Origin of the sequence: Streptomyces sp. NPDC007929 (assembly GCF_042959065.1) — a bacterium.
Taxonomy (GTDB): domain Bacteria; phylum Actinomycetota; class Actinomycetes; order Streptomycetales; family Streptomycetaceae; genus Streptomyces.
In genome coordinates this window covers 541,822-563,071 of the sequence record NZ_JBIBKD010000001.1, presented here as the reverse complement: position 1 = coordinate 563,071, position 21,250 = coordinate 541,822, and the positions used below count along the sequence as shown (strand labels likewise).

The 21,250-nt window shown below is 73.4% G+C and carries 21 protein-coding genes; 8 read left to right on the top strand and 13 right to left on the bottom strand.

Going from position 1 to position 21,250, the window contains the following annotated elements; all coding sequences use genetic code 11:
* Positions 1–541: 541 nt before the first annotated feature.
* Entirely contained in the window at positions 542–1,579 is a 1,038-nt protein-coding gene (locus tag ACFZDE_RS02535) for a substrate-binding domain-containing protein (RefSeq protein ID WP_391196702.1), read from the bottom strand.
* Positions 1,580–1,658: 79 nt separating this feature from the next.
* Positions 1,659–3,299, bottom strand: a complete 1,641-nt coding sequence (locus ACFZDE_RS02530; RefSeq protein ID WP_391196699.1) for a family 43 glycosylhydrolase — start codon at positions 3,297–3,299, stop codon at positions 1,659–1,661.
* 200 nt (positions 3,300–3,499) lie between these two features.
* Here ACFZDE_RS02530 and ACFZDE_RS02525 point away from each other — a divergent pair, with 200 nt between their 5' ends.
* The 7 genes from ACFZDE_RS02525 (at position 3,500) to hypE (ending at position 11,465) form a co-directional block, all read left to right on the top strand.
* The gene (locus ACFZDE_RS02525) at positions 3,500–5,245 is read left to right on the top strand and encodes an enoyl-CoA hydratase-related protein (protein WP_391196696.1); all 1,746 of its coding nucleotides are present in this window, start codon (positions 3,500–3,502) and stop codon (positions 5,243–5,245) included.
* Entirely contained in the window at positions 5,242–5,829 is a 588-nt protein-coding gene (locus tag ACFZDE_RS02520) for a hydrogenase maturation protease (RefSeq protein WP_391196693.1), read from the top strand. Before ACFZDE_RS02525 ends, ACFZDE_RS02520 begins: the two co-directional genes overlap by 4 nt.
* A gap of 39 nt (positions 5,830–5,868) precedes the next feature.
* Positions 5,869–6,612 carry a hydrogenase nickel incorporation protein HypB gene (gene hypB / locus ACFZDE_RS02515; RefSeq protein ID WP_390990908.1) on the top strand — a complete coding sequence of 248 codons (744 nt, stop codon included), beginning with the start codon at positions 5,869–5,871 and terminating at the stop codon, positions 6,610–6,612.
* On the top strand, positions 6,609–8,921 hold the full coding sequence (gene hypF, locus ACFZDE_RS02510; protein ID WP_391196691.1) for a carbamoyltransferase HypF: 2,313 nt from the start codon (positions 6,609–6,611) through the stop codon (positions 8,919–8,921). The genes hypB and hypF overlap by 4 nt, the downstream gene beginning before the upstream one ends.
* Positions 8,922–8,924: 3 nt before the next feature.
* Positions 8,925–9,260, top strand: coding sequence for a HypC/HybG/HupF family hydrogenase formation chaperone (locus tag ACFZDE_RS02505; RefSeq protein WP_391196689.1), 336 nt, complete (start codon positions 8,925–8,927; stop codon positions 9,258–9,260).
* Positions 9,257–10,402, top strand: a complete 1,146-nt coding sequence (gene hypD, locus ACFZDE_RS02500) for a hydrogenase formation protein HypD (RefSeq protein ID WP_391196687.1) — start codon at positions 9,257–9,259, stop codon at positions 10,400–10,402. The genes ACFZDE_RS02505 and hypD overlap by 4 nt, the downstream gene beginning before the upstream one ends.
* Before the next feature lie 73 nt (positions 10,403–10,475).
* On the top strand, positions 10,476–11,465 hold the full coding sequence (hypE, locus tag ACFZDE_RS02495) for a hydrogenase expression/formation protein HypE (RefSeq protein WP_390992304.1): 990 nt from the start codon (positions 10,476–10,478) through the stop codon (positions 11,463–11,465).
* A gap of 54 nt (positions 11,466–11,519) precedes the next feature.
* Here hypE and hypA read toward each other — a convergent pair whose 3' ends face one another.
* From hypA to ACFZDE_RS02450, 9 genes are all read right to left on the bottom strand, one after another.
* Positions 11,520–11,870 (bottom strand): hydrogenase maturation nickel metallochaperone HypA, encoded by a 351-nt coding sequence (gene hypA / locus ACFZDE_RS02490; RefSeq protein ID WP_390990919.1) that lies wholly within the window; start codon positions 11,868–11,870, stop codon positions 11,520–11,522.
* Positions 11,871–11,877: 7 nt separating this feature from the next.
* Positions 11,878–12,105 (bottom strand): hypothetical protein, encoded by a 228-nt coding sequence (locus tag ACFZDE_RS02485; RefSeq protein WP_391196684.1) that lies wholly within the window; start codon positions 12,103–12,105, stop codon positions 11,878–11,880.
* A complete protein-coding gene (locus ACFZDE_RS02480; RefSeq protein ID WP_390990925.1) occupies positions 12,102–12,308 on the bottom strand; it encodes a hypothetical protein in 207 nt (68 codons plus the stop codon). Before ACFZDE_RS02480 ends, ACFZDE_RS02485 begins: the two co-directional genes overlap by 4 nt.
* Positions 12,309–12,350: 42 nt before the next feature.
* A complete protein-coding gene (locus ACFZDE_RS02475) occupies positions 12,351–12,986 on the bottom strand; it encodes a DUF5947 family protein (protein ID WP_391196681.1) in 636 nt (211 codons plus the stop codon).
* Positions 12,983–13,534, bottom strand: coding sequence for a NifU family protein (locus ACFZDE_RS02470; RefSeq protein ID WP_391196679.1), 552 nt, complete (start codon positions 13,532–13,534; stop codon positions 12,983–12,985). Before ACFZDE_RS02470 ends, ACFZDE_RS02475 begins: the two co-directional genes overlap by 4 nt.
* A complete protein-coding gene (locus tag ACFZDE_RS02465) occupies positions 13,527–15,320 on the bottom strand; it encodes a nickel-dependent hydrogenase large subunit (protein WP_390990932.1) in 1,794 nt (597 codons plus the stop codon). Before ACFZDE_RS02465 ends, ACFZDE_RS02470 begins: the two co-directional genes overlap by 8 nt.
* Before the next feature lie 59 nt (positions 15,321–15,379).
* Positions 15,380–16,468 carry a hydrogenase expression protein HypE gene (locus ACFZDE_RS02460; RefSeq protein ID WP_390990935.1) on the bottom strand — a complete coding sequence of 363 codons (1,089 nt, stop codon included), beginning with the start codon at positions 16,466–16,468 and terminating at the stop codon, positions 15,380–15,382.
* Between the two features lies 1 nt (position 16,469).
* Entirely contained in the window at positions 16,470–18,101 is a 1,632-nt protein-coding gene (locus ACFZDE_RS02455; RefSeq protein ID WP_391196676.1) for a hypothetical protein, read from the bottom strand.
* Between the two features lie 173 nt (positions 18,102–18,274).
* Positions 18,275–18,733: a DUF6069 family protein gene (locus tag ACFZDE_RS02450; RefSeq protein ID WP_391196674.1), complete on the bottom strand. Its 459-nt coding sequence runs from the start codon at positions 18,731–18,733 to the stop codon at positions 18,275–18,277.
* A 136-nt stretch (positions 18,734–18,869) separates the two neighbouring features.
* Here ACFZDE_RS02450 and sigJ point away from each other — a divergent pair, with 136 nt between their 5' ends.
* Entirely contained in the window at positions 18,870–19,784 is a 915-nt protein-coding gene (gene sigJ / locus ACFZDE_RS02445; RefSeq protein ID WP_391196671.1) for an RNA polymerase sigma factor SigJ, read from the top strand.
* A 9-nt stretch (positions 19,785–19,793) separates the two neighbouring features.
* Here sigJ and ACFZDE_RS02440 read toward each other — a convergent pair whose 3' ends face one another.
* Positions 19,794–20,531, bottom strand: a complete 738-nt coding sequence (locus ACFZDE_RS02440; RefSeq protein ID WP_391196668.1) for an NAD(P)H-binding protein — start codon at positions 20,529–20,531, stop codon at positions 19,794–19,796.
* A 79-nt stretch (positions 20,532–20,610) separates the two neighbouring features.
* Positions 20,611–21,222 carry a TetR family transcriptional regulator C-terminal domain-containing protein gene (locus ACFZDE_RS02435; RefSeq protein ID WP_391196666.1) on the bottom strand — a complete coding sequence of 204 codons (612 nt, stop codon included), beginning with the start codon at positions 21,220–21,222 and terminating at the stop codon, positions 20,611–20,613.
* Positions 21,223–21,250 lie beyond the last annotated feature (28 nt).

Here is a 21,250-nt window from a genome sequence, read left to right as displayed (position 1 = left end):
GCCTCGCGCCAGCACGAGGGCAGGGCACGAGCAGGGCGGCTTTCAGACGCGGCCTGGCAGGTGCCTCGCGCCAGCGCGCCCAGCCCGGCTTGGCGGCCCGCCGCGCGGCGGGCCGCGACGAGCGCCTCGGCGCGGCCCGGCAAATGCCACGAGCCCGGTCGGGCCGCCGGGCCTGGCCCTCGCCGCGCGGCGGGCTCGCGGCGAGCACGCGACACGGTGCCCGGCATGGGCCTTGACCTGCATTCGGGCGCGGCACGGCAAGCGTCACCCGTCCAGCAGGGCGACGGGGTCGGCAGGCGCCGCGCGGCGGGCTCGCGGTGAGGGCAGTGGCACGGTGGCCGGATTGGGCCACGAGCCGGATCACGTGGCACCCCACCCCGGGGCCGCCCCAAGGGCGCGCGGGGCGGCCTGCCGGGCGCAGTCGGCCGGTGCCATGGGACCGGCCGCAAGCCCCGGCCTTGGCGCGCCGCGCTCTGGTGGCCTGCGAGCGCCGCGGCACGGACCGACGTGAGTCATGAGACTGGTCGGTCGCGGTGGGGCCTCAGGCCGCGCCCGCGCGTGGTGGTGCCGTCGAGGCTCGGAGGATGAGGGTGATCGGGGGGTCGGGGGGTGGGGGGAGGGGCTTGTCCGGGGTTTCGATCGCCTGGATCAGGAGGCGGAGTCCGTCGCGGGCCACGGCGTCGAAGGGCTGTCGGACGGTGGTCAGGGGTGGCGTGACGTACGCGGCGACGGGGATGTCGTCGAAGCCGACCACGCTGACGTCGTCCGGCACGCTCAGCCCGGCCTCCGTCAGGGCGCGGACGACGCCGATGGCCATGTCGTCGTTGGCGGCGAACACGGCGGTGCAGTCGCGGCGGGCGGCGAGTTCGCGGCCCGCCGCGTATCCGGACGCGGCCGACCAGTCGCCCTGCAGCACGGCCGGCTCCTCGATGCCGCGTTCGGCCAGGGCCCCGCGCCAGCCCGCCAGCCGGTCCCGGGCGGCGAACCACCGCTGCGGGCCCGCGAGATGGTGGACCGTCGGATGGCCGAGATCCAGCAGATGCCCGGTGGCGGCCCGGGCGAGGAGCTCGGCGCCGACGCCCGCGGCGATGGTGCGGGCGCCGCCGAACGCCGCCGGCGCGCCCAGCACGAGGACCGGAACGTCGACGCTGAGGGAGACCGGCCCCTCGTCGATCGGCTCGGAGACGACGATGCCGTCCACGCCCTGTTCCAGCAGCGACTCCACGGCACCGGCCAGCCCTCCCGGGTCGCCCTCCAGGGTGTTGACGACGCGGAGCGCGTAACCGGCGTCGCGCGCGGCCCGCTCGACGCCGATCAGCAGCGACGCGGGGCCGTAGAGGGCGGTCCCCAGGGTGACGACGCCGATGGAGCGGGTCCGCCCGGAGGCGAGGGCCCGGGCCGCGCTGTTCAGCCGGTAGCCCAGTTCCCCGGCCGCCGCGAGGACCCGTCGGCGTACGTCGTCGGAGACGTACCGCTCCCCGTTGAGGACGCGCGAGACCGTCTTCTGCGAGACGCCGGCCAGCCGGGCCACGTCCACACCGCGCGGCGCGCCGCCTGATCGCCCTCCCGTTCGCGTCATTGCTCTCCCCCGTGTCCGGCGGCCCGTCGTGGCCGATCACGCCCAGCGTTCCACACCCCCCAACGCACCGGACCCGCGCTCAGTGCCCGCTCCGGTACGTCACCTCGTCGAAGTCCGCGTGGTGCCCGCCCCCGGTGAGGTCCCAGGCCCACAGGCCGGCGAACGCCCCCGTGAAGCCGAGCGAGCGGATCCGGCCGTCCTCGATGTGCTCGGCGTGCTCGTCGGACAGGACCGTGGCGTCCAGGACGGGCCCGAAGGGCTCCCAGCCGCCGCCGGTGTCGTGGCGGAAACGCAGCTCGGCGCCGTCGACGTCCAGGCCAAGGCGCAGCCGCGTCGCGCCCCCGAGCCGTGCCTGACCCGCCTCGTCGACGCCCAGCCGGCCACGGTCGCAGCTCGCGATGCGCAGCACGGGCTCCCCCGCGTCGTCCGCGGTGACGTACAGGAAGTACCAGTTGCCGGTGTTGTAGTACGCGGTGATCCCGGCGAGATGCTGGAACGTCCCCGGCCGGTACTCCATCGTCGCCTCGAACGCGCAGCGCGCCACCGTCAGCCGGCGGGCCACGAGGCTGGGCCCGATCAGGCTCTGTGGGGACCGGCCGCCGTGCAGCCGCAGATGGGAGGGGCGTTCGGTGAGGGAGAGCCAGTCGGGGGACGCGGGGCGGCGCAGGGTCGACCAGTGAGGGCCGAGGACGGGGCCGTCGAACCCGTCGGTGCCGTCCGCGAGAACCCCGGGGTCCGCGAAGTCCCCGAGGTCCATGGCACCGGGCCCCGGGGGCAGGCCGGGCGCCGGCACCTCCAGGGCGGGCAGGCCCGTCCCGGTGCGGGGCCAGCCTTCGGCGGTCCAGGTGACGGGCGCCAGGGCCGTCTCCCGGCCCAGGACGCACGGCCCGCGCCGCCCGTGCGGCCGGGCCACGAGGTAGGCCAGGTACCACCGCCCGTCCCCGGTCTCCACCAGGCTGCCGTGCCCGGCCTTCTGCAGGGGCAGGTCGGGGTGGTCCCGGGCGGTGAGGAGCGGGCCGTTCGGGTCGCGTTCGTAGGGGCCCGTCAGGGTGCGGGAGCGGGAGACGGTGACCTGGTGGTCGTAGCCGGTGCCGCCGTCCGCGGTGAGCAGGTAGTACCAGGGGCCGCGGCGGTAGAGGTTCGGGCCCTCGATCCAGCCCGCCTGCGGCGGCAGCGCGATGGGGACCGCGTCACCGGTCAGGTGGCGCCCGGCCCGGTCGTAGCGCCGCGCCTCGAGACCGGCCGAACCTCCGTGGCCCGGACGCCAGTCGTGCACCAGGTTGAGCAGCCAGCTGTCCGCCCCGTCGTGGAACAGCGAGGTGTCGAAGCCGCGGGCGTGCAGCAGGACCGGTTCCGACCAGGGGCCCTCGATGGAAGGGGCGGTGGTCAGGAAGTTGGGGCAGTCGGTGAAGCCGCCGGTGTACGTGGAGACGTTGCTGTGGACGAGGTGGAACAGGCCGTCGGCGTGGCTGAGGCTGGGCGCCCAGACGCCACCGGAGTCCGGGCAGCCGGTCAGGTCGAGCTGCCTGGTGCCGGTCAGGGCGCCGCCGAGGGGGCGCCAGTGCGCCAGGTCCGTGGAGTGGTGCAGGCGTACGCCCGGATACCACTCGAACGTCGACGTCGCGAGGTAGAAGTCCGATCCCACGCGCAGGATCGACGGGTCCGGGTGCGAACCGGGCAGGACCGGGTTGCGGATGAGGCCCGTGGGCCGGTTGTGCATGGAGGGTCCCCTCGTGATGCCCGCTCCGGCGTGCGCCGGGTGATCACCGCAGGACCGTAATGTCGAATACGTTCGCGAGCAACGGCCGATCGGAATCACACGCAGCGTCCGCGTATCCGTTCGGCCGGAAGCGGTCCGGGACCGCGAAACGCCGCCGTGGTCCTTCACCGCCCTCCCCCGACGGGCGACCATGCGATGTCATGGACATCTTGCTCGTCGCCAGCGCGTTCAACAGCCTGTCCCAGCGTGTGTTCGCCGAACTCTCGGACGAGGGGCACCATGTGGAGGTCGTGCTCGCCTCGCACGGTCCCGACGCCGTCCGGGCCGCCGTACGCGAGGTGGGTCCGGAGCTGATCGTCGCCCCGATGCTCAAGTCGGCCGTGCCGGAGGACGTGTGGCGCGAGCACACCTGCCTGATCGTGCATCCGGGGCCGCCCGGGGACCGGGGCCCGTCGTCGCTGGACTGGGCCATCGCCGAGGAGGCGTCCGAGTGGGGCGTGACGGTGCTTCAGGCCGAGGCGGCCATGGACGCGGGCGACGTATGGGCCGACCACACCTTCACGGTGCCCCCGGTGGGCAAGAGCGACATGTACCGCAACGAGGTGGCGGATGCCGCCACGGCCGCCGTACTGCTGGCGGTGCGCCGCTACGCCGAGGGGTCGTACAAGCCGCGCCCGCAGAACGAGCCCGGCACCCACGTGGTGTGGCGGGACCACTTCCGTCAGGAGCAGCGGCGGATCGACTGGGAGCACGACAGCACGGCGACCGTGCTGCGCAAACTGCGGGGGGCCGATTCGCAACCCGGCGTCCGCGACGAGATCTGCGGCCAGGAGGTGTTCCTGCACGGCGGGCACCCCGAGGACCGGCTGCGCGGGGAGCCCGGGGAACTGCTCGCCACCCGGGCCGGCGCGCTCTGCCGGGCCACCCGGGACGGCGCGGTGTGGATCCCGGAGCTGCGTCCGCGCAAGAGTTCCGGTGACCCGGCGCCGTTCCGCCGCCCGGCGGCCTCGGTGCTCGCCGGCTTTCCCGCCCCGCCCGGCAGCGGCCCGGGCATGCCGGGTGCGTACGACCGCCCGTACTGGCTGCCCGAGATCGCCGTCCCGCTCGAACTGCCCCCGGAGCGCACCACCTGGACCGACATCCGCTACCGGCAGAGTGGTCCCGTCGGCTTCCTGGCCTTCTCGTTCCCCGGCGGGGCCATGAGCACCACCCACTGCCGCCGGCTGCTCGCCGCCTGGCGGTACGCCCTGACCCGGCCCACCTCGGTACTGGTGCTCGGCGGCGCCCGCGACTTCTTCTCCAACGGCATCCACCTCAACGTCATCGAAGCGGCGAGCGACCCGGCGGGCGAGTCCTGGTCCAATCTGAACGCCCTGGACGACCTGGTCGAGGCGGTGCTGCGCACCACCGACCGGCTGGTGGTGTCGGCCCTCGGCGGCAACGCGGCGGCCGGCGGTGTCATGCTCGCCCTGGCCGCCGACGAGGTCTGGTGCCGCACCGGCAGCGTCCTCAACCCGCACTACCGGAACATGGGCCTGTACGGATCGGAGTACTGGACGTACTCGCTGCCCCGCCGGGTGGGCGCCGAGACCGCCGAGCGGCTGACGACCGAGGCGTTGCCGGTGAGCTCCGCCACGGCCGGGCGCATCGGGCTGGTGGACCGTCTGGTGCCGGTCGAGGCCCAGGAGTTCGCCCCGGAGATCCAGCGCCTGGCCGCCGAACTGGCCGCCGACCCGGACCTTCCCCGCCGGATCACCGCCAAGGCCACGGCCCGTCACGCCGACGAGCTCGCGCGGCCCCTCGCCGAGTACCGCAGGGCCGAACTCGCCCGGATGCGCGCCACGTTCTTCGACCCGCGGGCTCCCTACCACGCGCTGCGGTCCGCCTTCGTCCGCAAGCTCCCCAGCGGCTCCGCCCGGCCGCTGGTCACCGGGGACGCGTCATGAGCGCGCGGCTCCTGGTGGCGGGGGTCGGCAACATCTTCCTCGCCGACGACGCCTTCGGCCCCGAGGTGATCCGGGCCCTGGACCGGGACCCGCTGCCGCCCGGGGTGCGGGTGCGGGACTTCGGCATCCGCGGCATGGACCTCGCCTACGAGCTGCTCGACGGCTACGACACGGCCGTCCTGGTCGACGCGGCGGTGCGCGGGCACGAGCCGGGCACGCTGTCGCTGATCGAGCCGGAGCCGCCCGACGGCGCCACGGCGGGCGCCCCGCCCGAGGCGCACGGCATGGACCCGGCGAAGGTCCTCGCCCTGGCCGCCCACCTGGGCGACGAGCCGCTCCCCCGCGTCCTGGTGCTGGCCTGCGAGCCCGAGCTGCGGGCCCCGGCCGACGAGGACATCGCCCCGGGCATCAGCGCGACGGTGCGCGAGGCGGTAGGGCGGGCGGTGGCGGCGCTGCACACCCTGGTGCCGGTGCTGCTCGCCGACCCCGCGGCGACGCCCGCGTTGACCCGCCCGGACGAATCCGCCGCCCTGTCCCCGGCCGGGCTGCCGGGCATGGTGCGCGGCGGCACTCAGGATCGGTAGCGGAACGATTTCCCTACCGACCCGCGAGGAGCGGCACCCATGTGCGATTCCGTGGACGAGGTCACCCAGGCCGTCCTGGCCAAGAACGACGGTCTGGCCGCGGGCCTGCGCGAGGAGCTGGCCCGGCGCGGGGTGAGCGTGGTGAACCTGCTGTCCAGCCCGGGCAGCGGCAAGACGGAACTGCTCGGGCGGGTGCTGGCCAGGGCGGTGCGGCGGAGCCTTCCGGTGGCCGCGCTCACCGCCGACCTGGCGACCGAGAACGACGCCGAGCGGCTCGCCCGGTCGGGGGCTCCGGTGAAGCAGCTGCTCACCGACGGGCTGTGCCATCTGGAGGCGAGGCAGCTGCGCGGGCACGTGGAGGGCTGGCTGCCCGCGGGCACGTCGCTGCTGTTCGTGGAGAACGTGGGCAATCTGGTCTGCCCCGCCTCCTACGACCTCGGCGAGAGCCTGCGGATCGTGCTCATGGCGGTCACCGAGGGCGAGGACAAGCCGCTGAAGTACCCCACGGCCTTCGGCTCCGCCCAGCTGGTGGTGCTGACGAAGACCGATCTGGCCGGGCCGGCCGGGTTCGACGAGACGGCGTTCGAGACGAACGTCCAGCGGGTCAACCCCGGGGTGGAGGTGGTGCGCTCCTGTGCCCGCACCGGCACCGGCGTGGACGTTCTCCTGGAGCGTGTGCTGGCCGTCCGGGACGGGGGCCCCGTCCACCGGCCACCCCTGGCACCCCGCCCGCACACCCACACCCACACGCACGAGGGCGCCGAAGCCGGCCTCGTCCCGTGACGGCGCCCGCCACCCGGGCGGTGCGCCGGCGCGTCACCGTGCGCGGCACGGTGCAGGGCGTGGGCTTCCGCCCGTTCGTGCACCGCCTCGCCGGTGACCTGGCGCTCGCCGGCTTCGTGAGCAACACGGCGAGCGGCGTCCTCATCGAGGTGGAGGGGCCGCCGGACGGCGTCGCCGCCTTCTGCGCCCGGCTGGCCGAGGAACCCCCGCCGCTGGCCACCGTCACCGGCGTCGGCTTCGAGGACCTGCCCGCCACCGGTGCCGACGGCACCTTCGGCATCCGCTCCACCGACCGCTCCCCCGGCAGCACCCACCTCCCGCCCGACACGGCGACCTGCCCGGACTGCCTGCGGGAGCTGCGCGACCCGGCCGACCGGCGGCACCGGCACCCGTTCATCACCTGCACGCACTGCGGCCCCCGCTTCACCATCGCCACGGGCATGCCGTACGACCGGGCGGTCACGACCATGGCCGGTTTCCCGCTGTGCGCCGCGTGCGCCCGCGAGTACGGCGATCCCCTCGACCGCCGCTTCCACGCCCAGCCGGTGGCCTGCCCCGACTGCGGCCCCCGGCTGCGTCTGGTGCCGGCGGCCGGGAGCGCGGTCCGTCCGGCCCGGGACGGCGAGGCCCTGGCGTCGGCACGGGCGTTGCTGGCCGCCGGGCGGATCGTCGCCGTCAAGGGCCTCGGGGGCTATCACCTGGCCTGCGACGCCACCGACGCCCGGGCCGTCGACACCCTGCGCGCCCGCAAGGCCCGTGGTGGCAAGCCGTTCGCGGTGATGTGCGCGGACCTCGACGACGTACGGCGGATCGCGGACCTCTCCGCGCCCGAACGGGCCGCCCTCACCGGCGCCCGGTGCCCCATCGTGCTGCTGCGCCGGCGCACGGAGGCGAACGGGCTCGCCCCCGGCGTCTGCCCCGGCAGCCCGCACCTCGGCGTGATGCTGCCCTACACGCCCGTGCACACCCTGCTGTTCGGCCTGCCCGGTGACCCGCCCGGCCCGCGCGTCCTGGTCATGACGAGCGGCAACCGCTCCGGGGAGCCGATCGTCACGGACGACGACGAGGCATTCACCCGCCTCGCCGGGCTGGCCGACGCCTGGCTCGCCCACGACCGGCCCATCGCGTCGCCCTGCGACGACTCCCTGCTGCGGGTGCGGCCCGACGGCACCGAGCAGGTGCTGCGCCGGTCCCGGGGGTATGTGCCCCGGCCGCTGCGGCTGCCGGTCCCGGTGCGACCCGCCCTCGCCGTGGGCGGCGACCTGAAGAACGCCCTGTGCCTCGGTGCGGACGACCAGGCCTGGTTCGGCCCGCACATCGGCGACATGGGCGATCTGACGACGCTGGAGGCGGCCCGGCGGGCGGACCTGCACCTGCGGGGCCTGACCGGGGTGCGCCCGGAGCTGGTCGCCGCCGACCGGCACCCCGGGTACCACTCGACGCGCTGGGCCGCCCGGACGGCCGGGCGCGCCCCGGTGCTGGTCCAGCACCACCACGCGCACATCGCCTCCGCGATGGCCGAACACGGCCTGGACGGCACCACCCCCGTGATCGGCGTCGCTTTCGACGGCACGGGCTACGGCGACGACGGCACCGTCTGGGGCGGCGAGATCCTCCTCGCCGACTACACCGGCTTCCGGCGCTACGCCCGCCTCTCCCCCGCCCCGCTGCCCGGCGGCGACGCGGGCGTGGCCAACCCGTGCCGTCTGGCCCTGGCCCGGCTGTGGGCGGCGGGACTGCCGTGGGACGCGGACCTGCCGTGCGTCACCGCCTGCCTGCCCGAGGAACTCACCATGCTGCGGCGGCAGTTGACCGGCGGCCTGGCCTGTGTACCGACGTCCAGCATGGGCCGGCTCTTCGACGCCGTGTCGTCGCTCGTGGGCGTGTGCCAGCGCGCCGGGTACGAGGCGCAGGCCGCGCTGGAGCTGGAGGCGGCGGCCGTGCCGGCGTGGGGCGCCGACCGGTCCGCGTACGCCTTCGCCGACGGGTTCGACCCGGCGCCCGTGCTGCGTGCGCTGGTCGCCGATCTGCGGCGCGGCACCCCCGCCGCCGTGCTCGCGGCCCGTTTCCACCGTGCCGTCGCGCGGGCGGTGGCGGACATCTGCCGGGGCGCGCGTCAGGACACCGGACTGGCCTGCGTCGCGCTCAGCGGCGGGGTGTTCGCCAACGCGCTGCTGGAGGAGGAGTGCGCTCGGCTGCTGACCGAGGACGGCTTCGCGGTGCTCCGGCACGGCGAAGTCCCGCCGAACGACGGCGGGCTGGCCCTCGGCCAGCTGGTGGTCGCGGCACACCTACGACAAGAGGAGTGACCCATGTGTTTGGCAGTGCCCGGCAAGGTCGTCGCCATCGACGACGGTGCCGAACCGCTCACCGGGCTGATCGACTTCGGCGGTGTGCAGAAGCAGGCGTGTCTGGAGTACGTGTCCGACGTGAAGGTGGGTGAGTACGTCATCGTGCACGTCGGCTTCGCGCTCCAGCGTCTGGACGAGGAGTCGGCCCTGGCGTCCCTGAAGCTGTTCGAGGAACTGGGGCTGCTGGAGGAGGAGTTCGGGGACGCCTGGGAGCAGGCGGCCAAGGAGGCGGGCGACACCCTCGCGACGGAGCGTGCGGCGGCGGAGCGCCTGGACAGCGGGAGTGAGGCCCGGTGAAGTACATCGACGAGTTCAACGACCCCCAGCTCGCGCGGCGGCTGCTGGACGAGATCCGGGCCACCGCCACCCGGCCCTGGGCCCTGATGGAGGTGTGCGGCGGGCAGACCCACTCGATCATCCGGCACGGCATCGACCAACTGCTGCCCGAGCAGGTCGAGTTGATCCATGGACCCGGTTGTCCGGTCTGTGTGACGCCGCTGGAGGTCATCGACAAGGCGCTGGAGATCGCCGCGCGGCCCGGGGTGATCTTCTGCTCCTTCGGCGACATGCTCCGGGTACCGGGCACCGACCGCGACCTGTTCCGGGTCAAGGGCGAGGGCGGCGACGTCCGGGTGGTGTACTCGCCACTCGACGCCCTGGAGCTGGCCCGGAGCAACCCGGACCGGGAGGTGGTGTTCTTCGCGATCGGCTTCGAGACCACCGCCCCGGCCAACGCGATGGCCGTGCACCAGGCGCGCCGGCTGGGCCTGTCCAACTTCAGCCTGCTGGTGTCGCACGTACGGGTCCCCCCGGCGGTCGAGGCGATCATGACGGCGCCCGAGTGCCGGGTGCAGGGGTTCCTGGCCGCGGGGCACGTGTGCAGTGTGATGGGGATGGCCGAGTACCCGGAGCTGGCCGAGCGGTTCAAGGTGCCGATGGTGGTGACCGGCTTCGAGCCGCTGGACATCCTGGAGGGCATCCGCCGGGCGGTGCGCCAGCTGGAGCGTGGTGAGCACCGGGTGGAGAACGCCTACCCGCGTGCCGTGCGCGAGGAGGGCAACCCGGCCGCGGTGCGCATGATCGAGGAGGTCTTCGAGGTCACCGACCGGTCCTGGCGCGGCATCGGGCGGATCCCGGCCAGCGGCTGGCGGCTGACCGACGCCTTCCGCGCGTTCGACGCGGAGCACCGTTTCGACGTGAGCGGGATCCGCACCGAGGAGCCCGCCGCGTGCCGGGCCGGTGAGGTGCTCCAGGGCCTGATCAAGCCGACCGAGTGTGCCGCGTTCGGCACCACCTGCACACCGCGCACCCCGCTGGGCGCCACCATGGTCTCCAGTGAGGGCGCGTGCGCGGCCTACTACCTCTACCGCCGGATGAACGCCCCGGCACCGCAGGCCGCCGGGGCCGCTCCGCAGGAGGAGGTGACTCCCGTTGCCTGAGCACGTCACCGAGGTGGTCGACCCGGCCAACTGGAGCTGTCCCGCCCCGCTGCGCGACCAGGGGGTGGTGGTCATGGGGCACGGCGGCGGGGGCGCGCTGTCGGCGGAGCTGATGGAGCAGATCTTCGCCCCGGCCTACGGCAACGCCACCCTGGCCGCTCTCGCCGACTCCGCCGTCCTCGAACTGGGCGGCGCGCGGCTGGCGTTCTCCACCGACTCCTACGTGGTCCGGCCGCTGTTCTTCCCCGGGGGCTGTCTGGGCGACCTCGCGGTCAACGGCACGGTCAACGACCTCGCGATGAGTGGCGCGCACCCCGCGTATCTGTCGGCCGCCTTCGTCCTGGAGGAGGGCGTGGAGCTGACGGTCGTGGAACGGATCGCCCGCTCGATGGGGTCGGCCGCCGAGGCCGCCGGGGTCACGATCGCCACGGGGGACACCAAGGTGGTGGAGTCCGGGCACGGCGACGGGGTGTACGTCACCACCGCCGGGGTGGGGCTGGTGCCCGCCGGGGTGGACATCCGGCCCCAGCGTGCCCGGCCCGGGGACGCGGTCCTCGTCAGCGGCCCGATCGGACTGCACGGCGTGGCCGTCATGAGTGTGCGGGAGGGGCTGGAGTTCGGGGTGGAGGTCGCCAGTGACACCGCGCCGCTGGCCGGTCTGGTGGCGGCGATGCTGGCGGTCACCGAGGACGTCCATGTGCTGCGCGACCCGACCCGGGGTGGCCTGGGCGCGTCGCTGAACGAGATCGCCCGTGCCTCCGGGACCGGTGTCCGGCTTCAGGAGCGGGCGATTCCGGTGCCGGACCCGGTGGCGAACGCCTGTGGCTTCCTCGGGCTCGATCCGCTGTACGTCGCCAACGAGGGGCGGCTGGTCGCCTTCGTACCGCCGTCGCAGGCGGAGGAGGTGCTGGCGGCGATGCGGGCCCATCCGCAGGGTGCCGGGGCGGCGCTGATCGGCGAGTGCGTCGCCGAGCATCCGGGGATGGTGGTGGTCTCCACCGGGCTCGGCGGGACGCGGGTGGTGGATCTGCCGCTCGGGGAGCAGTTGCCGCGCATCTGCTGACCACCGGACAGGACGAAGGGCCCCGCCGGCGGATCAGCGGGGCCCTTCGTCCGTCTATGCCGGTATCGGCTCGATCCCGGCGATCTCCAGCTCACGCCCGCTGCGCAGGTCGCTGGAGGGCTGGTCGCAGCGCGGGCACCAGAAGAACGGGGGCATGCCCACCGCGAACTCCTCGGCGCACGGGCCGCACCAGGCCTGCGCGGGGATCTGCTCGACGACGAGGTCGGCGCCCGCGAGGGCGGTGCCGTCACGGGCCACCTCGAAGGCGAAACCGAGGGCGTCGGGGACCACGCCCGCCAGCTCGCCGACCCGGACGGTCACCTTCGAGACGGCGTCCGTCCCGTCCGCCCGGGCCAGCTCGTCGGCCCGCTCGATGATCGCGGTCGCGATCGACAGTTCGTGCACGGCCGGCTCACGGATAGCGGCGGCCGGCGCGGAATCCGCCGGACATCCGCCAGATCCGCATCTCCCGCCGCAGGCTGGGCCACTCCCAGGCGAGCAGGGCCAGGACGGCACCGCCCACCAGGACGGCCTCGGCCATCAGCACCCGCTGCCCGCTCGTACCGCCACGCCTGCGCGCGCCGGGTCTGCATGCTCGTTTCATCGCGGTGACTCCCTGCTCGTCCTCTTCACGGTTCATCCCGGCGAAATGTTCGGCATGGTGTCCGCGAGGGTGTCATGCCGCTTCCAGTGGATCCCGGTGGAGCGGCGCGCGTCGGCGGTGCCGTCCTCGTGGTGGCCCTTCTGCCGTTCGCGCGGTCCCTTGTTGCCCTGGTGCAGGCCGGCGACGTGTCCGGGCGTGTCGGGCCTGGCCTGGGGCCGGCCCACTCTGATGTTGCCCATGGGGTGCTCTCCTTCCTCGCCTCCGACCTGCGGAGTGCGTGGCTATGGCCGCTCGGTGAGGTCCTCGAAGAACTGCTGGACGGCCGGCCAGATCCGGCCGCCGCCGGACATGCCGCGCCACTCCCTGCGTACGACGGCGATCATCCGGTAGCAGTCGTCGATCGGCACGATCCAGTGCTCGTCGAGGCCGTGGACGGTGTTGACCAAGAGCGCCTCCACGTCGGGTTCCACGGTTGCGAGCCGCGGACACGTCCCGGCCAGCTGCTGCCAGGCCGCCGTGTCCACCTCCCAGCACATGGCTCCCGCGGGACTCGGGCCCTCGGCTGTGACGGTGCCGTCCGCCCGGGGCACGAAGAAGACCAGGCCGACGGGGACGCCCAGGACGGCTGTGTCGACCTTGGGCAGCCGGATGCGGCGCCGGGGCACCAGCCGGTACTGGCCGTCCCCCGCCGTCGCGTCGGCGAACAGCACCGAGCAGGGGCCGCAGGCGCAGCGCACCTCCTCCTGGCCGGTGTCGTACAGGTGGGCGTGCTCGTCGGCGACCGGTGCGGCGCACAGGTCGCACACCTCCCGCTCGGCCGCCGCCGTGCGGTCGGCCGAGGAGCGGATGAGGCGGGCCAGGGCGCCGTCGGCGGTCGCGGTGCGCTCGGGCCGGTCCAGGGCCCCGTCGGTGGTCACGGCGCGCTCCGGCGCGTCAGCGTGGTCAGCGGGACGAAGGCGGGGGCCGTCTCGGTCAGGGGCTCCACCGCCGACAGCTCGGGCGCCGCGGCGAGCACCGCCGCGCGGACCGCGTCGGTGACCTCGTCGCCTCCGCCGCCGCAGCCCGAACCGCATCCGCCGCCGCCCGTGGTCAGCCGCACCCGGGCGACCTGCCCCTCCACCCCGGCCCACTCCACGTCGCCGCCGCGTTCCCGTACGGCGGGTCGCAGCCGTTCGACCGCGCGGGCCGCCCGGCGTTCGGCCGGCTCGGGGTGGATGTCGTGCAGGACCAGCAGGTGCCCGACGAGCTCGTCCTCGGCCAGGCGCTCGGCCAGCTCCTCGTCCGCCCGGTCCAGGACGCGGGCCAGGGCCTCGCCGTAGACCTCGGTCAGCAGGGCCACCGCCTCGGTCGCGGTGCGGGTCGTGGGGCCGGGCGCGGACTCCAGGGTGTCCAGCGCCCGGTCGAGCCGGACGAGCCGGGCCTCGACGTCCGGGTCCGCCAGCCGTGCCGTGGCGGCCTCAGCCATGGTTCGCCCCGTAGGTCGGCGAGTGCAGGGTGGTCAGCGTCTTGCCCTTGCCGACGTACATGTGCACCCCGCACGGCAGACAGGGGTCGAAGCTGCGGACCGTGCGCATGATGTCGACGCCCTTGAAGTCGTCCGGCCCGTTCTCCTCGAAGATGGGCTGGCCCTGGACGGCGTCCTCGTACGGGCCGGGGGTGCCGAACTTGTCGCGGGGGCTGGCGTTCCACGGGGTGGGCGGGTACGGGTGGTAGTTGGCGATCTTCTTGTCCTTGATCACCAGGTGGTGGGAGAGGACGCCGCGCACCGCTTCGTGGAAGCCGCAGCCGATCGCCTCGTCGGGCACCTCGTAGTTCTCGAACACCTTGGTCTCACCGGCGCGCACCATGCCCATGGCCTCTTCGAGGAACTGCAGGGCCATGGCGGCCGCGTAGGCCACGAAGTACGGGCGGGCGCGGTCGCGTTCGATGGTGTTGCTCCACTGCGGGATGCGCCACTCCAGGGTGGTCTCCGGCAGCGACTCGCCCTTGGGCAGGGAGATGCGCACGCTGTGGCCGGTGGCCTTGATGTACGGGGTGTCGACCAGGCCGCTCAGGGCCGTCGACCACAGGCGGGCGAGGGGGCCGCCGCCGGTGTCGAGGGCGAGGTGGTCGCCGGTGCGCTGGTCGAACCAGCGCGGGCTCATCACCCAGCTGTACTTGTCGTCGAAGTCGCGCTTCTGCGGCACCGGGACGGTGGTCTGGTTCCACGGGTGGCGCATGTCGACGGGGTTGCCGAGCGGGTCGTGGGTGACGAACGGCTGCTCGCCCACCCAGTCCTCGTAGTAGGAGCTGCCGAGCATGATGCGCAGGCCGAGGTTGATGTCGACGAGGTTGTTGGTGACCAGTTCGCCGTCGACGATGATGCCCGGGGTGACGTACATCGCCTTGCCCCAGGTGTTCATCGTCTCGTAGCGGTAGTCGACGACCTTGGGGTCCTGGAAGGCGCCCCAGCAGCCGAGCAGGGTGCGGCGGCGGCCGACCTCCTCGTAGCCGGGCAGGGCCTCGTAGAAGAAGTCGAAGACGTCGTCGTTCATGGCGACGGCCTTCTTCACGAAGTCGATGACCCGCATCAGGCGCGCGAGGTAGTCGGTGAAGACGGTGGGCTGGGGCATCGTGCCGACGCCGCCCGGGTACAGCGTGGAGGGGTGGACGTGCCGGCCCTCCATCAGGCAGAACATCTCGCGGGTGACCCGGCTGACCTTCAGGGCCTCCTTGTAGACCTCGCCCTCGAAGGGGTTGAAGGCCTTCATGATGTCGGCGATGGTCCGGTAGCCGTGGATCTCGCCGCGGGGCGCCTCGGTGCGTTCGGCGCGGGCCAGGACCCCGGGGTTGGTGGCCTTGACCATCGCCTCGCAGAAGTCCACGAAGACCAGGTTGTCCTGGAAGATCGTGTGGTCGAACATGTACTCGGCGGCTTCGCCGAGGTTGACGATGTGCTCGGCCAGGGGGGGCGGCTTGACGCCGTAGGCCATCTGCTGGGCGTAGTCGGAGCAGGTGGTGTGGTTGTCGCCGCAGATGCCGCAGATCCGGGACGTGATGAAGCCCGCGTCGCGCGGGTCCTTGCCCTTCATGAACACCGAGTAGCCGCGGAACAGCGACGAGGTGCTGTGGCATTCGACGACTTCCCGGTTGGCGAAGTCGATCTTCGTGTAGATGCCCAGGTTCCCGATGATCCGGGTGATCGGGTCCCAGGACATGTCCACGAGCTCTGGTGGTTTGCGGTCCGTGGGACGGGCCTCGGTGGTGGTCATCTGCGGTACTGCCCCTCGCTGTCGGTGGTGTGGGGGGTGGGGGGTGTGCCCGGCTTCCGTCAGGCGCGCCAGTGCGGGTCGTAACCGCTGGTCAGCTTGCGCTTGTTGTGGCGCCACCTCGGCTCGTGGTTGACCAGTTCGTTGGTCACGCCGCGCAGCCTGCGGATGACGGCGCCGTACGGCTTGATGGCAAGGGAGGACAGGGTGCCGCCGGGGGGTTCGTCCATGAACGGCATGAACGCGTCGGGGAAGCCGGGCATCGTGCAGCCGATGCAGATGCCGCCGACGTTGGGGCAGCCGCCGATGCCGGCCATCCAGCCGCGCTTGGGCACGTTGCAGTTGACGACCGGGCCCCAGCAGCCCGTCTTGACCAGGCACTTGGGCGAGTTGTAGTCCTTGGCGAAGCTGGCCTGCTCGTAGTACGAGCCGCGGTCGCAGCCCTCGTGGACGGTCTTCCCGAACAGCCACTGCGGGCGCAGCATGTGGTCCAGCGGCGGCGGGGGTGCGGAGCCGGCGGCGTGGTAGAGGACCCAGACCAGGGTCTCCATGAAGTTCTCGGGCTGGATCGGGCAGCCGGGCACGTTGACGATCGGCAGTCCGGCCTGGGAGGTGTAGTCCCAGCCCAGGTAGTCGGCCAGGCCCATGCAGCCCGTGGGGTTGCCGGACATGGCGTGGATGCCGCCGAAGGTGGCGCAGGTGCCGGCGGCGACGACCGCCCAGGCCTTGGGGGCCAGTTGGTCGATCCACCAGTTGAGAGTCTGCGGCTCGCCGGTCTCCGGGTCGTTGCCGAAGGACGTCCAGTAGCCGTCGCCCTCGATGATGTTCTGGTTGGGGATCGAGCCCTCGATGACGAGGATGAACGGGCCCAGTTCGCCGCGTACGGCCGCCCGGTAGGGCGCGAGGAAGTCCTCGCCGCCCAGGCTGGGCGAGAGCACCTTGTTGACCAGGTTCACCTTGGGCAGGCCCGGGATCAGGCCGAGCACCAGGTCCTCGATGGAGGGCTGGTCGGCTGCGGTGAGCGAGACGGTGTCGCCGTCGCAGCTCATGCCCTCGGAGATCCAGAGGATGGTGATCTCGTCTATGCCCTGGCGGTCCTCGGACCGTTCGGGTTCCTTGCTGACTTCGGTGGTGCTGCTGTGGGTGGTCATGTCACTCGGCCTCCGCTGCGGGGGTCTCGGAGTCGGTCGTGTGCCGCGCGGGAGCTGCGGCGGGAGCCGGTGCCGACGGCTCGTCCGGGGATGCGGCGGGCTCGAGGGGTTCGAGCTCGTCGGGCCGGAAGTAGTGGAAGCGGCCGTACCAGTTGTTCAGTTCGGCGGCGGGGTCGTCGTCGAGGGTGACGGCGAGGTGCACGCTGCCGTCCACGTCGTGGAAGACGGCGGCGACCTCGGCGGTCCGCCCGGCCAGGAACATGTCCTGGGCATCGGCGCCCCGTCGTCGGGGCCGCAGCCGCACCCGGCTGCCACCGCCGAGCGGGACGCCGTCGACGAGCACGGTGTCGGTGGTCGGGGACAACCCGTCGTCGCCGCCCTCCTGCCACCAGGCGGGCCGGTCGGCGGACGCCGAGGCGAAGGCGAGCGGGTCCGGGGAGCCGAGAGCGCCGGGCAGGCGGTCGGCGGGCGCCGAGGCGAGGCCGGCCGGTGCGGGCGAGCCGGCAGCGCCCGGCAGCCTGCCGGCTCGCGTCGTCCGTGTGGACGGCGTCAGCGAGCGGACGGCGCCGTGGAGGCGTTCGAAGACCTCCTGGGGCATGGTGTCGACGCGGTCGAGGATCGCCGCCGCACGCGGGTCCGTGGCCCGTGCCTCGCGCTTCTCCTCGTCGGTCAGCAGCATCGTGCGCAGGGTGAGGATCTCGTCGATCTCCCCGGCGTCATGCAGGTCACCCGGGCTCTCGGGGGCGATCCGGGGGTGGTCGGGGAGGATGATCGGCGCGGACAGCAGCACGGGGGCGGTGTCGCCGGACTCGCCGCCGAGCACGGGGAAGGTGAACTCGTTGCGGCAGGCGCGTACGGGTGCTCGCAGATCCTCCGGCGGGTCGATGAGCGAGACGAACTCCACGCCGTCCCCGCCGATCAGGGTGTGGGTGGCGATGAGGGCCCGGCGCAGCGCCTCGTCCCGGGGGGTGTTCGGTTCCGGGGCGGGCGCGGTGTTCGTGGTCGTCACGCGGATCCGGCAGAGGCCGTCGGAGAGCCGCTCGGCGGTGACGGTGGTCTCGGCGCGGATCTCCTCGCGGCTGCGCACCACCCGCCCGATGTCGCCGGGCAGCGGTTCGACGTCCTCGCCTGCCGCGGCGCTCACCGTGACGGTACGACCGCCCCGGAGGAGTTCGCCGAGCGGGGCCTCGGCCTCGCACTCGCGCGGCAGGGCCTCGTCGAAGGTCAGATGCATGGTGCCGTCGTCGCAGCGCAGCGACGCGACGGGCCGGCCCGCTTCCTCCACCTGCTTGCGCTGCATCTGGAGGTAGCGGACCCGTACGCGCACGCGGGCGTTGTCCGGCTGCCGGACCCGCAGCAGGCACTCGGTCCGCTGGTACCAGGAGTCGGCGGAGCCGGAGACACCGGGGCTGACGGGGCCGTCGGCCTCCACCCAGTCCCGGGGGAACAGCACGCCGAACTGCCAGCGGACCCGGTTCTTGGTGGAGGAACGGCGGTAGGGGTAGAGGAGGTAGCCCTCGTAGAGGACGGCGTCGGCGACGGCGCCGAGCTGCTCGAAGACGCCCGGGGACGGATCCGCGCCGCCCCTCGTGGCAGCGCTCTTCGTGCCGCCTTCGGCCAGTGCCTCCGCCATCGCGCCTCCTCGTCACCGTGTGCACGCGCAGTCCTTCCACCACCGTCACACCGGTCATGCACGCTCGCCTCCTCCGGCGCGGCGCGATTGGGCCGTTCGTGTCGGACGGCGACGGGCCCGTCGGCGCCGGAGCGCGACGGGCCCGTGTCGGTGGCGGGGAGGCCGGGAGCCGTTCAGCGCCGCACGTGGGAGAGCCTGCGCGCCAGCAGCGGGACGATGACCGCGGCGGCCACCACATGGGACACGGCGAGGACGATCCGGGTGGAGCCGGCGGTGTGCGGGGCGACGGCCGGCCCGGCGAGGGACAGCGCGGTGAGCACGACGGTCGTCACCGTGAAGGTGCGGGCGGGCTGCTTCGCCCAGCGGGCGAGGACGACCGCGAGGACGATTCCGGCGACCGACCAGAACAGCACCCCGCCGAAGAAGCCGCCGACCGGGATCTCCGCGGCCTCCGTGGCGCCGGGACCCGCCGCCTCCATCGGGACCCCGGCGGCCCGCGCGACGAGCGCGAACCCCTCCGTCACCACCGCTCCGGCGAGGGTGGCCAGAATGCCGACCAGCCACACGGGGCGTGCGGTGAGCAGGCCGGACTCGTTCCGCTGTACCTGGCTCTGAGGTGTCGTCACACTCATGTCTCTGTCTCCTGAACGGCGTTGGGGCGCGGTGGGTCGTACGGAGGGGCAGACCGGGCGGCGGCGCGGAACTCATCGGTGCCCGGGGGACGTACTGTCGTGGGACACGACCGTCGACCCCGGAGGCATCGGTTTCATGGACCAGCAGCGGCCCCTGCCCGACGACGCGCTGAACGCGGCGGCGGACGCCTTCGAGCGGCTGCGTCCGCGGCTGTTCGGCATCGCCTACCGCGTGCTGGGCAGTGTGTCGGAGGCCGAGGACGTGGTGCAGGACGTGTGGCTGCGCTGGCAGGGGGCGGACCGCGGCGGCGTACTGGACGAGGGCGCGTTCCTGGCGCGGATCACCACCCGGCTGGCGATCAACGTGGCGCAGTCGGCGCGCGTCCGGCGCGAGGCCTATGTGGGGCCGTGGCTGCCGGAGCCCGTGGACACCGGCGTGGATCCGCAGGTCGGCGCCGAGCGCGAGGAGGCGCTGGAGCTGGCCGTGCTGCTGGTCCTGGAGCGGCTGAGCCCGGTGGAGCGGGCGGCGTATGTGCTGCGCGAGGCGTTCGGCTACGCGTACGACGAGATCGCGGGGATCCTGGAGCTCAGCCAGGCCAATACGCGGCAGATCGTCAGCCGGGCGCGCAAGCGGCTGTCCGCCGAGCGCCGGGAGCCGGTGGACACGGCTCAGCACCGGCGGCTGCTCGACGCCTTCGTCGCCGCCGCGCGGGAGGGCGACGTCGCCGCGCTGGAGAGCGTCCTGTCGGCCGACGTCGTCGCCTACGCCGACGGCAACGGCATGCGCGGCGTGGCCCGGCTGGAACTCGTCGGGCCCGGCCGCGTGGCCAGGGTCACCGCGTTCACGCACAGGTTCTTCCCCGGCGCCGAGTACCGCGTGGTCGAGGCCAACGGGCAGCCGAGCCTGCTGCTCGTGCGGGACGGTGCGGCCGTGGCGCTGGTGAGCGCCACCGTGGGCCCCGACGGCATCGACGGGCTCTACTGGGTGCTGGCGCCGGAGAAGCTGAGGGCGTACGAGCGGTCGGCCCGCCGGGTGACCGGCCGCCCGTAGCCCGACGGATCAGTCGCGCTTGAGCCACTCCTCGTACCGGGTGGTCGCGAGGTGGGCACTGTCGTCGCCGGTGAGCACGTCGGGCATGCCCGCGAACAGGCCGGCCTTCTCGTCGGTGACGACGGTACGGCCGTCCGGCTTCGCCGCGAGGGTGATCTCACCGAGCCGGTCGAGACCGTGCACCTCGGGGCCCGCGATGTGGCGGACGCCGTTGGACGGCTCGCCCTGCGCGGCCTCCGCGACGGCCGCGGCGACGTCGGCGGAGGCGATCGGGCGCAGCCGCGTGGACGGCAGCCGCACCTCGGTCCCCTCGGTGGACATGTTCATCACGGGCGCCACGAACTCGAAGAACTGGGTGGCGCGCACGATGCTGTACGGCACGCCGCTGCCGCGCACGGCGTTCTCCTGGGCGACCTTGGCCTCGTAGTACCCGTAGCCGGGGACCTGGTCGACGCCGACGATCGACAGCGCCACGTGATGGCGGACGCCTGCCTCCTTCTCGGCGGCGAACAGGTTCCGGGCCGAGCGGGTGAAGAAGTCCAGGGCGGGTTCGGTGTCGAAGGACGGCGAGTTCGACACGTCCACGACCACGTCCGCGCCCTTGAGGGCGGCTGCCAGTCCTTCGCCGGTGAGGGTGTCGACGCCCGTGGAGGGGGCGGCCCGCACGACCTCGTGACCGCCCTCGCGCAGGAGGGCGGACACCTGGGAGCCGATCAGGCCCGTACCGCCGACGACCACGATCTTCATCACTGTCTCCATTCGCTGAGGTGCTGACTCACCAGAGAGACAGGGCGGGGCCCGGATCTGTGACAGCCGGGCCGGGAACTCACTCCGTCGGCACAGCCTCGGGCAGTCCCAGGGCGGTCGACACCTGGCGCCAGATGGCGGTGAGCGCCGCGTCGAGGGTGACCGTCGGGTCGCGCAGCATCAGGCGGATGCCGTAGCCGTCGCTCAGGGACAGCACGAGGGTGCTGAGCTCGTCGACGTCGGTCGGGGTGAACTCGCCGGAGTCGATGCCGCGCCGTACCGCGTCCGCCACCCAGGCGTGCAGTTGCGCGTAGAGGTCGACGGCGAAGACGCGGGTGGTCTCGTCGCGCAGGGCCCGCACCCACAGTTCCTGCCAGAGCCGCCAGTCCTGGTGGAGCTGGGGGTCGGTCGGCAGCAGGTTGCGCACGATGCGGGCCAGGATGACCGCCGCCGGGGCCGTCCCCGCGTCGCGTTCGACGTCCACGGCGGTGTTGGCGAAGGAGTGGGTCATCGCCTCCGTGAACAGCTTCTCGCGGGTGTCGAAGTGGTAGTGCAGCAGCGCCGTCGACACCCCGGCCCGCTCGGCGACCATCCGCATCCGGATCTTCTCGAAGCCGATGTCGGCGATGACCTCGCACGCCGCGGTCAGGATGCGCTCGCGCGTGTCTGCCGTGCGCACCTTGGTGCTCACCCTGCGGCTCCCCTCGTTCGACGGTCGT

Bases quoted from the DNA above. Each gene is read 5' to 3' on its own strand.
- ACFZDE_RS02535 (WP_391196702.1), bottom strand. From the start codon at position 1,579: ATGACGCGAACGGGAGGGCGATCAGGCGGCGCGCCGCGCGGTGTGGAC.
- ACFZDE_RS02530 (WP_391196699.1), bottom strand. From the start codon at position 3,299: ATGCACAACCGGCCCACGGGCCTCATCCGCAACCCGGTCCTGCCCGGT.
- ACFZDE_RS02525 (WP_391196696.1), top strand. From the start codon at position 3,500: ATGGACATCTTGCTCGTCGCCAGCGCGTTCAACAGCCTGTCCCAGCGT.
- ACFZDE_RS02520 (WP_391196693.1), top strand. From the start codon at position 5,242: ATGAGCGCGCGGCTCCTGGTGGCGGGGGTCGGCAACATCTTCCTCGCC.
- hypB (WP_390990908.1), top strand. From the start codon at position 5,869: ATGTGCGATTCCGTGGACGAGGTCACCCAGGCCGTCCTGGCCAAGAAC.
- ACFZDE_RS02505 (WP_391196689.1), top strand. From the start codon at position 8,925: ATGTGTTTGGCAGTGCCCGGCAAGGTCGTCGCCATCGACGACGGTGCC.
- hypE (WP_390992304.1), top strand. From the start codon at position 10,476: ATGGGGCACGGCGGCGGGGGCGCGCTGTCGGCGGAGCTGATGGAGCAG.
- ACFZDE_RS02485 (WP_391196684.1), bottom strand. From the start codon at position 12,105: ATGAACCGTGAAGAGGACGAGCAGGGAGTCACCGCGATGAAACGAGCA.
- ACFZDE_RS02480 (WP_390990925.1), bottom strand. From the start codon at position 12,308: ATGGGCAACATCAGAGTGGGCCGGCCCCAGGCCAGGCCCGACACGCCC.
- ACFZDE_RS02470 (WP_391196679.1), bottom strand. From the start codon at position 13,534: ATGGCTGAGGCCGCCACGGCACGGCTGGCGGACCCGGACGTCGAGGCC.
- ACFZDE_RS02465 (WP_390990932.1), bottom strand. From the start codon at position 15,320: ATGACCACCACCGAGGCCCGTCCCACGGACCGCAAACCACCAGAGCTC.
- ACFZDE_RS02460 (WP_390990935.1), bottom strand. From the start codon at position 16,468: ATGACCACCCACAGCAGCACCACCGAAGTCAGCAAGGAACCCGAACGG.
- ACFZDE_RS02455 (WP_391196676.1), bottom strand. From the start codon at position 18,101: ATGGCGGAGGCACTGGCCGAAGGCGGCACGAAGAGCGCTGCCACGAGG.
- ACFZDE_RS02450 (WP_391196674.1), bottom strand. From the start codon at position 18,733: ATGAGTGTGACGACACCTCAGAGCCAGGTACAGCGGAACGAGTCCGGC.
- sigJ (WP_391196671.1), top strand. From the start codon at position 18,870: ATGGACCAGCAGCGGCCCCTGCCCGACGACGCGCTGAACGCGGCGGCG.
- ACFZDE_RS02440 (WP_391196668.1), bottom strand. From the start codon at position 20,531: ATGAAGATCGTGGTCGTCGGCGGTACGGGCCTGATCGGCTCCCAGGTG.